Raw genomic sequence first — 11,051 nt, 5'->3', positions numbered from 1 at the left:
TTTTACCCGAATCGAATAGGGTTATAAAAACCCTTTTAAGGTGATTAATACCATGATTGAGGCCAGTCTATTGGCGGACCTGGTGACGGAACTGCCCCATGCTGTGCGTTATCAGCGCCTAATGAACACTATGCGGGAATATTTTCGGTGCGGCGCGGTGGCGCTATTACGGCTTGATGGCGACAGTCTGCGGCCGCTGGCGGCGGAGGGCCTGGTGGTGGAAACCTTGGGGCGCCGTTTTATCATCGCAAAGCATCCCCGGCTTGCGGCGATTCTGGCCAGTCGGCGGCCAGTGTGTTTCCCTTGTGATTCGAGTTTGCCCGATCCCTACGACGGGCTGCTGGAAAGCTGCGTCGGTGAGCCTTTGCCCGTACATGATTGTATGGGCGTGAGCCTTTATGTGGATGGCGTCCTGTGGGGAGCGGTGACCCTGGATGCGCTGCAGGAAGGAACTTTTGATGCGCAGGCGCAGCAGGATCTGGCGCGTTTTACATTGATCATCGAAGCGTCGGTAAGAGTGACCCGGCTGGAGCAGGAACGCAGGAATCTGGCGCTCATGCGGCAGGATGGAGATCGGCGGGGCGTAGCGCAGGAGGAAAGCGAGATCATTGGCTCCAGCGACAGTATCCGAAGTCTGCTGCGGGAATTGGACGTGGTGGCGGACTCAGAGTTGCCGGTGCTGCTGATGGGGGAAACCGGGGTGGGCAAGGAGCTGTTTGCGCGACGCTTGCACAGTCGTTCGCCGCGTCGGGAGCGCCCGTTGATCCACGTGAATTGCGCGGCGTTGCCGGAATCTCTGGTGGAAAGTGAGCTGTTCGGTCATAGCAAAGGCGCATTCTCGGGCGCGACGGCGGATCGCGCAGGCCGGTTTGAAGCGGCGCAAGGAGGCGTCATCTTTCTTGATGAAGTGGGTGAGTTGCCGCTCAGCGTGCAGGCCAAGTTGTTGCGGACTCTGCAGAACGGAGAGATTCAACGCTTGGGCGAGGACAAACCAAGGCAAGTGGATGTGCGGGTCATCGCTGCGACAAATCGACAGTTGAAAGAAAGTGTTCGCGCTGGCGATTTCCGGGCGGATCTGTATCACCGCTTGTCCGTCTATCCTGTATGGATTCCACCGTTGCGCGAGCGGGGCTCCGATGTGCTGGTGCTGGCGGGGCACTTTCTGGAACTTAACCGCTCCCGCCTGGGCGTGCGCAGCCTGCGGCTGTCGCGAGCGGCGGAGCAGGCGCTGTGCGCATATTCCTGGCCGGGAAATGTACGGGAGCTGGAGCACGTAATCAGTCGTGCGGCGCTCAAAGCGATCAGCCGCGGCGCCAGCCGCAATGATATTGTGACGCTGGATGCGGCGTTACTGGACCTGGACTACGGCGACGCTGTGTCGGCGCCCAGAGAAAGCTTGATGTCGGAAAGCTTGAGTCATGCGCGCGTCCGCTCCCTGCGCACCGCGGTGGAGGACTGCCAGCGCGAAGTGATCCGTGAGTCGGTGAATCGTCACGATGGCTCCTGGGCCGCCGCTGCTCGTGAGCTGGAGGTGGATTCGAGTAATCTGCATAAAATGGCCAAGAAACTGGGTCTGAAATGAGCCCGACGTCGGCGGTGCTGATGCTGGTTAAGCCCAGACTGCCGCCGACAGCGATAGTCAGCAAGATCGATCAGGCGAGTCTGCGCCCGCACTGCCACACTGCTCTCCGTTGAGGCGAATATGGCGAATGAGACGACTGTAAGCACTTATCAAAACCGACTGCGGCGCGTGCTGGTATACATTGATCAGCATTTGCTTGATGGCTTGAGCGTCGAAGAGCTGAGCCAGGTCGCTCACTTCTCAAAATTTCATTTCCACCGGCAGTTTTCTGCGAGCATGGGAATGGGCGTGTACAAGTATGTGCAGTGGCGGCGGTTAAAGAAAGCCGCTCATGAGCTGGCCTATCGCAGCCGTTATAACGTGACGGATATTGCGTTGAATACCGGGTTTGACAGCCTGGAAGCCTTTTCCCGAGCCTTCAAGAAAGTGTGCGGGCAAACGCCTTCCCAGTTTCGGCGACAACCGCGGTGGGAGCCTTGGCGCGATCATGAAGAACTTCTACTCAGAGCGAGGGCGAACATTATGCTAACGGATAACTCGAACTATTCAGTCAATATCGTAGAACAGGAGGCCATTCCGGTAGCGGCGCTGGAACATCGCGGCGCTTCAGAACGTCTGGGCGAATCCATCAGGCGCTTTATCGAATGGCGTAAAGCCAACAAACTACCTCCCTCCATCAGCGCCACCTATAACATCCTGTACAACGATCCAGAGTCTGCGCCGGCGGAGGCGTTCCGCATGGACTTGTGCGCAGGCGTTAACTCAGAGATTGAAGAAAACCCCTGCGGCGTCATCGCTAAAACCCTTTCGGCAGGGCGTTATGCCGTACTGCGTCATATTGGGCCTGACGCTGGCTTGCGGGCGGCTTTTCACTTTTTGTATGGCGAGTGGTTGCCTGCGAGCGGGGAAGCGCTGCGCGATACGCCTTGCTTTCTACAACGCGTGACCATGTATCCGGACGTCCCTGAGCATGAAGCGATCATCGATATCTACTTGCCATTGGTTTGATTAGCGGCGCGTTGCCAAAAAGGTTCTTCTTCGACCCAAATCCAGCAATAATGCGAGTCGAAGTTGAGAGCCAGAAATGAGAGATAGAGATGCTGCGCATTTTGGGGATTTTATTATTACTGATGTTGACCAGCTGTGGTTTTGTGGAGGGCGTTGATGACGCCAAGGCCGCCGCCACGAACTTTTTTGACGACAGAATCAAGGAAGGCGGTCCCGGCGCGGACCGTTTTTATTCCTCGCACTTTACGGAGTCTGTGGACCCTGAAGAGTGGGAGAGTATTCGTCGATTGGTGCAAAAGGCCAATGGCGACTTGCGTAGTTATTCTCTTGAGACATGGCGCGCACAGGACAAAGTGCAGACAAATGGCTTGTCCGGTATGTTTGTGACACTAACTTACAAGACAACCTATACCAATGGGGAAGGCGTAGAGACGCTGATTATGTTCAGGAATGACGATAACCCGGAATATAAGGTGACGTATCATCACTTTAACAGTGAGGCGATCAACCGGCTCGTCAAGCAAGGGATTGATGAGGTCGCCAGTAAGACAGAAGCGATCAAACCCATCGCCGTCAAAGGCGCTGACAAGTAGCAGGTTGTAGCCCCTGAATGAAACTCACTGCGAAACTGGCCGCGTGGCGTCTGGGTTGGAAACTGTATTTTTTCCTGTGCGCTCTTATTGCCGTACTGTTTGCGGTGATTGTCACGCACGCGCAATTTGCCTGGCATGACTATATAGACTTGGCGTTTTTCTATCTCAATCTGGCGGCGATTTATGGCGTCGCTTTTAACAAAAGAATAGGGTGCGTCTGGTTCTGGAAAGGTCTGCTGTGGGTTTATCCTGTCTGGTCGCTGTTATATCAATTTGTCTTGCCGTTCGGATATGACTTTCCCCTCATGGGCATGCGAGCATACGCTAACTGGACAATGATATTCCCATTGGGCGTCACTCTAGTCAGCACGCGGTGTATTTATAATTATGGATTTAAGTCGCAGAGCTTGTGGATGGGGTCATGCATTACACCGTCCACGTCGTGAAGCGGGATCGAAATAGTTAGGGATCAAATATGAGTGACTTGTACGCGCCACCCAAAAGCCAGGTGTCGGATGGCTCTATGCTGGTTAAAGAGCCAAACGTCATCTGGAAAATATTCTTTGTGATTTGTGTGCTGTTGAATCTGATCGCAGCGCCATTTCTGATTATGTCCTTCATTGGCGATGACTATTTGGAGATAGACTTCCATGCCGGCGCGTTAGACTACCTTGACTGGCTGATACAGTGCGTCATGTTGGTCGGTTTGTTTGGCTACGCTTTTTCCAAGCGTATCGGCGCGCGGACCTTATGGAAAGTCGCCTTACCACTGTATGTCATCTGGTTTGTCTCGTACGCCTTTATCCTGCCGTTCGGATTTGGCGTGTTTCAGTTCAATGAGCCGCCCACGCTGGATTGGACATTGGCGATAGATCCGCTGTTTACCCTGGCGGTGGCGCAAGCGCTATATCGCTACAGCTACTCCTCAGACTATCTTTGGCGTGAGTAATTAACAGCTGATGAGTAACCCGTTAAGAGGTCTTACTCAATGGGATATTCTCTGTCGTACTTCTCGTAAAGCGGCAGGAGCTGATGAGTTTCAATGAGGTGCGCGACGCCTTCGTTATACTTCTCTCGTAGATACTCGCCGCGTTCGCCTTTGGAAAAAGTCATATACAGGAACACACGGGTCACTGGCTCAGTGCGAAACCGGGTTTTGTCCACCAGGATATTGCTGAATGTGATATTGGTTTGGCGCAGGTTGTCGAAGTAGTAGTCCGCCCGTTTCAGATAGACTTTGGAGAGAGCGCTTTCTCTGGAGTTTAGATCCTCCCCTTGCAGATACTGCTTCACCTGATCGTCGATATAATCCGTATAACCTCGAATCCATACGCCGTTTTTCCCTTCCAGCGATTTCAGTCCTTTCCATTCTCCAAAGTGCTCCGGCAAAAAGGTGACGGCCTCAGTGATAACGGAAATAGGGTAGAGCGCTTGCGGGTACTCATCGGTAGGGTCAAGCCCGCCGTACATGTCGGCGTGTCCGTCTTTCACCATCAGCTCGGCCCGTTTCCACGGTACGATAATCTGATTTACCTCGATATTCACATGCTTGAACGCAGCGAAAATGATTTCGTTGTAAAGCCCTTTTCCGTCTTTTTCCACGCTGCCTTCCCACTCTGGAGTGGCCCAGGTAATGCGAAGCGGCTCCTCCGCATAGGAGAAGTGGCTGCTTAAACAGGTGAGAATAAGTAATGCGAGTGGTTTGAGCATCTAGCGTCCAATCAGATAATGCCCGGGATATCCGGCGGAATAATAGTATAAGCCAGATCCAATGCGAAGGCTGGAATGCCTCCTTTGTATGTCCTTAACCGGCTTCGTCGCGCAATAATATTTTTTTCTTGCGTGAAATCAACAAACTATACCGATAAGTGCCTACCGAACCAATTTGTGCTTACTTTTTTGACGTCCCCTGGAAGCCTACTCTGTGCTCCTGTTTCGAATGACTTTAGAGAGGTGAGGCATCATGCATTGGCTACAAGGTTCCTGGGCGTTAATTGTAGGCGGCTCCAGTGGAATGGGGTTGGAAATTGCGCGTAGGATGGCCGCGGCGGGCGTGAATATCATGCTGGTTGGCAAGCGTCGGGAAAAACTGCAACAGGCTGGCGAGGCTTTGCGTGGCAAAGCGGAAATCAGGACGCTGAGCGTTGACCTGTATGACGACGAGCAAGTTGCTGGTTTGATAGATCAACTGAATGATCTGGGTGACCCCATTCGTTATCTGGTGAACGCCGCCGGGTATTTCAATCCCAAGCCATTCCTGGAGCATACGCCAGCGGATTACGACGCCTATCTGGGTTTGAATAAAGCGTTGTTCTTTATCTCCCAGGCGGTCGCTGCAAATATGCGGAAGCATGGCGGTGGCGCTGTGCTGAACTTTGGATCCATGTGGGCGAAGCAGGCGGTAAAAGCCACGCCGTCCTCCGCATATTCGATGGCGAAGGCGGGCTTGCACGCACTGACCCAGCACATGGCGATGGAACTGGCGGATGATGGCGTTCGCGTCAACGCAATTGCGCCAGCGGTAGTGAAAACGCCGATCTATGAGGCTTTTATCGCTCCCGAAGAGGTTGACGAAACCTTGGCGACGCTAAACGCATTCCATCCTATTGGTCGCATTGGCGAGGTTGGGGATGTGGCGAGCGCTGCGATGTTTCTGCTGTCGGACCAGGCTGACTGGGTGACAGGCGCGATCTGGGACGTGGACGGCGGCGTTATGGCGGGACGCAATTAGTTCGTCGCATGCAGGGCGTCGTCGCTGCGTTGGCGGCGAGAGCCCTGCTATAGCGCCGCGCCTATCCCCTCAATGCGACATACAGGAGTAGCGTGTAGTGGATGAGACGGTGAGCAGTAGACTGCGCTGTGTGGATTTACCAACTCAATGAGCGTGGCGCTTGCGGACTCGAAAGAAGCTCAGCTGGCGTGCAGTGGTATTGTCTCCATTCATCTGATGTTAGGAGAGCGCAGCTGGGGCTGATTGGTGCGAAGGTGTTGATGGCGCGCCGATTCGGCAATGGGCTGAACCGGAGTGATCAGCGCCACTCGCAGTTACTTTCAATGCTGGCCGCGCCCAGATGCACGTATCTTCGCTCCTGCGTCAGTTCGCAGATAAAGCGCAGGGGGCGTCCCGCCAGTTCGTCATTGGGCTTCGGGCCCACTTTAATCGTGCTCCAGATCAGGTGTTCAGTACCATTTACTTCGACATAAATGGTCTGCGCCGCACGAAACGGGATCGGCAACAGCGTCGCCAGCAGAGAAATCTTATATAAAGCGGGCAGGCGGAAGCTTCCATCCTGGGCGGTGCGTACGCTGTCGGAGGACTTTTGACGCCATTCGACCCAACGGGTCACTGTGGCGCCTGATACAGGTTCGCCGGCGTAGGTAATCACGCCGTAAACTTCTGAAAATAGGCACACTTTGCCGATCATATCCAAGACTCCCATGTCTTGCGCAGACATCATGGCTAGCGTAGGGAATGATAGCATGTTTCCCTGTAAAGATTATGTAAGGGGTTAATTTTAATATATATTTCATGCTGGCCTCCCAACTGGCGATAGCGCTCGGCGCAGGCCGGGGGAGATGCATGCCTCAACAGAATCTGGACAGAACGGAGAGTGAAGAATGATTTTCAGGAGAGATGGATATAGGGATATCAAAAAGATTCTCGCCTTGGGGGCGATGCTCGCGCTAGGCGCATGCGCCCACCAGGGCGCCAAGCCTCCCATACAGAAAAACCTGAGCCAAGCGTACGCTGATGCGGTCAGGGATGCTGAAATTGTAGAGCCGAATGAGATATCCAAAAACCTGACGGCGATTACGCCGCTGAATCCCGCTCTGGAGTGGAGTGGCGACCGACAAAAAGTGTTGGTGACGACATGGACCTCCTGGGACGGCTACGACAACTCAGTGGGCCAGACGCAGATTCTGTCCAGAGAAGTATGGGTGACGGTGGTTCCTGAAGTGAAAAATTTCTGTCGCGCCCGCTATAAGTTTCCGGAACAGACGATATTGCGACTGGAGCAATTACTGGGTTTGCCGCCTGGGGATAATAAAACCAAGTTTGTGGAAATGTGGGTGAGTCCGTCAGATCTGTTCCGCCCCTCACCGGATCCGGAAATCAGCGATCATGAAGCAGAGCTGGACTTCCCGGTCTCGGACCGGTTTGTCACCGTGAGTAAAGAGCACAAGGAATGGTTCAAAAATCTGCGCAAAACGTCGTACGGCGAGAACGGTTACCCCTGGACCCGGTTGGGTTACACCTATGACTGGGGCAACCCGGAGTCGGAAGTGGGATTGAGTGAATTTGTCATACGCGCCGGAGCCAATGTCAACGTGCACAGCGTGACCAAGACGATCAAATACTGCGAATAACCGAGAACGGCGGCTCCGGGCGCGCCCGGAGCTTAGTCCAGGTAAATCTCCACGCGCTCTTTGCCCTTGCCGACATTCTTGCGTTTCATGGAGATGCGTCCCACTTCCCCAGTGCGGGTCAGATGCGTACCGCCGCAAGGGACTTCGGCAAATCCCTCCACCCGCCAATAGCGTCTTTCTGCATCTTCGTCACTGAAATCGCTGATGATGTCGCGGTTTTCGTCGATGAGACGTTGCGCGTCGGCGTCAATATCCGGCAACAGTGGGGAAATGCTTTGAGGCCAGGAGAAATCGATACGCGCCTTTTCCTCGGCGATATGCGCGCCGACTTTATCAACGCCGTTCAGCTTGCGATAGAAGAGTTCGAGCACCAGTTCTGCGGCAAAATGCAGTCGCATCAGGCGATATCGTCTCTCCCAATCAATGGTGATTTCCACTGGATCGCCGACCTGAAGCGCATGATCGTCCGGCAGCTCGTAAAAAATTTCCTGCTCTTCCTTGCGCGCGCTAATCACTCTGAAGCCGCCAATGGTCCCATGGTCGCTTTCCTGTCCGCCGGAGAGCGCATAAAAGATAGTTTCCTCGACCGTTATCACGGCGTCTTGTACGCTAGTGACGTAGGTGCTGAGAGTCGTGAGGTAGGGGTCTTCCCAGAATATTTTTCTTGTCATACTTCTGCCTGAAAAAGTCCTTTAAACAGATACGCGGAATCTTCGCCAACCATTGCAGCGTTTGCAAGAGGGGAGGAGATCAATGACCAGCCTGATTCCCGCTTTTGACCCGCTCCAGGATATTGCGCCAAAGCTGTAGTGGGGAGATGCTGGCGTAACCAGATTCCTGGGCGTTATTTCCTTGATAAAAGGCAGCCAACTCAGAGTACTTCTTTGCATAGTTTGCGACAGTGCAAAGTCGCGACGGCTCAGCCGCCGCTTGATTTTATAATCTGATCATCCCTGAAACGAAAGGATGTCATGTATCTGGCTAAGCTATACGCAGATAGTAAGTTTTTGCTTGGGTGAGTTGCGCATAGGCTAGTTCCGATAGCTGCGCGCCGCATCCAGATTGTTTAACGCCTCCCCAAGCCAGAGTAGGGTCAATATGAGTGCTTTGGTTCATCAGCACTGCGCCAGTCTGTAGTCTCTCGCCTATTGCCTGGGCGCGGGCAGCGTCCTGGGTCCACAGAGAGGCCCTTAGACCGTAAAGACTGTCGTTCATATAGTGGATGGCTTCAGCGTCATCCTTCACCTTCATGACGCCTATAATCGGGCCGAAGGTCTCACTTGTCATCAATGCCATGGAATGATCGACGTTCGTTAGCACCTGTGGTGGCAGATAGGCTGGACCCAGGCATGAGTCAGAGCAATGAGCTTGCTCAATGCAAGGCGTTGCGCCCTGTGCGATAGCTGCGTTCAGTTGTGTTTTGACCGCCATGGCCTGTTGCGGGCTTACCATCGGCCCTAATGTGGTGGAGGGTTCCATGGGATTGGCCAATTTGTAGTGTTTAACGTCCGCAACCAAGGCGTCTAAGAAGTCGTCATAGATATCTTCGTGAACATATACGCGTTCGATGGCGCGATTGGATTGTCCGCAATTGAACAAAGCGCCTTGGGCAATACTGGCGGCGCTTGAATGCAATGGCGCGTCGGAGAAAACATAAGCAGGATTGTTGCCGCCTAAATCAAGAGTTAGCCTTCTGAAAGTTCCAGCGGCGGCGCGCTCAATAGCGACGCCTTTCGCACTGGGCCCGGTAAAGGAAACATGGCCTATTCGTTGGTCGCTGATCAAGCGTAATGTATCTGCGTCGTTGACGTGTAAATGCTGAAATACGCCGTCTGGGAGCCCGGCCTCAAAGAATATGTGAGAGAACCGCTCCGCACACAATAGCGTCTGCATGGAATGTTTGAGAATAACGCAGTTGCCCGCCATGAGTGCAGGAATAATAGCGCTGGCTGCGGTAAGGTAAGGATGACTCCATGGCGCGATACACAAGGCTATGCCTAGAGGTTCGCGCCTCATAAAACGGCGAATGCCGGTTTTTGGTTGCGTTATGATGTCTTCAAGATATCTTTCGGCGATATCAATCATGTGTTCGGCACACACTTCCGTCTCTTTGATTTCTTGGGGCGTCTCGCGCACTGGACGGCCCATCAATAGGGTAATCTCCGGAGCAATCTCCCGCGTTTGCGTCGCTAGCGCGGCAATGGCGAGACGGCAATAGCGTGCGCGCTCTGTGATGGAGACTGTACGCCAGATTCTTTGGGCGGTGAGTGCGCGTTCGAGTGCTGCGTGGATTTGAAAGTCTGTGGCTGGTTCCCTTTCCGCCACTAGTGATCCGTCAATGGGTGAAATGATTCTCATGATAGCTGCTTCCCTATACTTGTCGTCGCAATAAAATTCCCTCTGCTCAGCTTTAATTATTGCAAATTCCTGGGGGTTGTCGCGTGGTTTTACAAATCTTGTGGAACGTTTCCTATTGCATTTGGGACGTCTCTGTGTGGGTAGAAGGAAGGGGAGTGATCTCCCGGTTTTGGTTTGCGTTAGATTATTGGTGCGGCATGCACTAATTTCGTTGAATAGTCCATTATTTTTACATATCTAATAAGACAAAAAAGCATTGTCCTTATAAATCAAAGGTCTAAATGTTGGCATGCTGGTTGCTATGTAACGGGAGCAATAAGGGCACGACTCTTCACTATAAAAACTAGCATTTACGCTAAATCAATTTAACCGACATTTTTCAGAGGACATCATGAAGAAACTCGCATTTCTAGCAAGCCTTCCATTAATGCTGGGCGCGGCCAGCGCATATGCTATTCCAGCTTCTTACGGCACTACTACTCACGACACAACTGCGTGGCAAGAACTGGCGGACGCGCCTAATGGCGACTCCTACGGCGTTTCCTGGACTACTGACGGCGGCGCAAGCTGGGGTCGTAACGACCTGACTGTCGGTCAAACCGTTCAATTCAAATTCAGCGTACACAAGAAGAATGTGGGTACACACTACGCTGACCTGATGAAAGCCTGGATTGACTGGGACCAAAATGGCGTATTCGACGCTAGCGACGAAATTGCATACGGCGAACACAAACTGACTGACTTTGAGCCAGTGTTGGGAATGTGGCAGGCGCCTACTAACCCAGACTTTTCTTTCTTCTCAAGCGAATACACGCTGACCAACGCTGACGTGGGCGATTTCTGGTTGCGCTCTATCGTGACTTGCAGCCACTCAATCACCAACATGTACGGCGGTACTTGGAATGATCAGTGGAAAACTGAATACACTGGTAGCTATGAAGATCGTATGACTCCAACCGGTCATTATTACCAAGGTGAAACTGAAGAGTGGAAAATCTCTGTTCACTCTGTACCTGAACCCACTACTTTCGCACTGTTGGGTCTGGGCCTGATTGGTCTCGTAGCTAGAAAGCGCGCTAAATAATATAATCGCAGCTAGCTTTGATGATCCTGGATCGGCGGGAGTTTTTTCTCCGGTCCAG

12 protein-coding genes are annotated in these 11,051 nt (G+C 53.0%); 8 read left to right on the top strand and 4 right to left on the bottom strand.

Annotated features, from left to right (window positions below; all coding sequences use genetic code 11):
* Nucleotides 1-52: 52 nt before the first annotated feature.
* From norR to O5O45_RS22495, 5 genes are all read left to right on the top strand, one after another.
* Nucleotides 53-1,582 carry a nitric oxide reductase transcriptional regulator NorR gene (gene norR, locus O5O45_RS22515; protein WP_305901577.1) on the top strand — a complete coding sequence of 510 codons (1,530 nt, stop codon included), beginning with the start codon at nt 53-55 and terminating at the stop codon, nt 1,580-1,582.
* Between the two features lie 120 nt (nt 1,583-1,702).
* Complete coding sequence (locus tag O5O45_RS22510; protein WP_305901576.1) at nt 1,703-2,590, top strand: AraC family transcriptional regulator; 888 nt, start codon at nt 1,703-1,705, stop codon at nt 2,588-2,590.
* Between the two features lie 89 nt (nt 2,591-2,679).
* Complete coding sequence (locus tag O5O45_RS22505; protein ID WP_305901575.1) at nt 2,680-3,183, top strand: hypothetical protein; 504 nt, start codon at nt 2,680-2,682, stop codon at nt 3,181-3,183.
* 17 nt (nt 3,184-3,200) lie between these two features.
* Nucleotides 3,201-3,629 carry a hypothetical protein gene (locus tag O5O45_RS22500; protein ID WP_305901574.1) on the top strand — a complete coding sequence of 143 codons (429 nt, stop codon included), beginning with the start codon at nt 3,201-3,203 and terminating at the stop codon, nt 3,627-3,629.
* Between the two features lie 29 nt (nt 3,630-3,658).
* Complete coding sequence (locus tag O5O45_RS22495) at nt 3,659-4,132, top strand: hypothetical protein (RefSeq protein ID WP_305901573.1); 474 nt, start codon at nt 3,659-3,661, stop codon at nt 4,130-4,132.
* Between the two features lie 32 nt (nt 4,133-4,164).
* Here the strand turns inward: O5O45_RS22495 and O5O45_RS22490 are convergent, their stop codons facing one another.
* Nucleotides 4,165-4,893: a substrate-binding periplasmic protein gene (locus O5O45_RS22490; protein WP_305901572.1), complete on the bottom strand. Its 729-nt coding sequence runs from the start codon at nt 4,891-4,893 to the stop codon at nt 4,165-4,167.
* A 253-nt stretch (nt 4,894-5,146) separates the two neighbouring features.
* Between O5O45_RS22490 and O5O45_RS22485 the strand changes: the two genes are divergently transcribed.
* Complete coding sequence (locus tag O5O45_RS22485) at nt 5,147-5,914, top strand: SDR family NAD(P)-dependent oxidoreductase (RefSeq protein WP_305901571.1); 768 nt, start codon at nt 5,147-5,149, stop codon at nt 5,912-5,914.
* Nucleotides 5,915-6,212: 298 nt separating this feature from the next.
* Here the strand turns inward: O5O45_RS22485 and O5O45_RS22480 are convergent, their stop codons facing one another.
* Nucleotides 6,213-6,608, bottom strand: a complete 396-nt coding sequence (locus O5O45_RS22480; RefSeq protein ID WP_305901570.1) for a DUF6795 domain-containing protein — start codon at nt 6,606-6,608, stop codon at nt 6,213-6,215.
* A 193-nt stretch (nt 6,609-6,801) separates the two neighbouring features.
* Here O5O45_RS22480 and O5O45_RS22475 point away from each other — a divergent pair, with 193 nt between their 5' ends.
* Nucleotides 6,802-7,551, top strand: a complete 750-nt coding sequence (locus O5O45_RS22475; protein ID WP_305901569.1) for a hypothetical protein — start codon at nt 6,802-6,804, stop codon at nt 7,549-7,551.
* Between the two features lie 32 nt (nt 7,552-7,583).
* Here O5O45_RS22475 and O5O45_RS22470 read toward each other — a convergent pair whose 3' ends face one another.
* Nucleotides 7,584-8,222 carry an alanyl-tRNA editing protein gene (locus O5O45_RS22470; protein WP_305901568.1) on the bottom strand — a complete coding sequence of 213 codons (639 nt, stop codon included), beginning with the start codon at nt 8,220-8,222 and terminating at the stop codon, nt 7,584-7,586.
* A 310-nt stretch (nt 8,223-8,532) separates the two neighbouring features.
* On the bottom strand, nt 8,533-9,909 hold the full coding sequence (locus O5O45_RS22465; protein ID WP_305901567.1) for an aldehyde dehydrogenase family protein: 1,377 nt from the start codon (nt 9,907-9,909) through the stop codon (nt 8,533-8,535).
* 391 nt (nt 9,910-10,300) lie between these two features.
* Between O5O45_RS22465 and O5O45_RS22460 the strand changes: the two genes are divergently transcribed.
* Nucleotides 10,301-10,993 carry a PEP-CTERM sorting domain-containing protein gene (locus tag O5O45_RS22460; RefSeq protein ID WP_305901566.1) on the top strand — a complete coding sequence of 231 codons (693 nt, stop codon included), beginning with the start codon at nt 10,301-10,303 and terminating at the stop codon, nt 10,991-10,993.
* Nucleotides 10,994-11,051: the final 58 nt, after the last annotated feature.

Source organism: Hahella sp. HNIBRBA332 (assembly GCF_030719035.1).
Classification (GTDB): Bacteria; Pseudomonadota; Gammaproteobacteria; order Pseudomonadales; family Oleiphilaceae; genus Hahella.
Note: the sequence above shows the minus strand (reverse complement) of the source record. Positions and strands in the feature narration are given on the sequence as shown.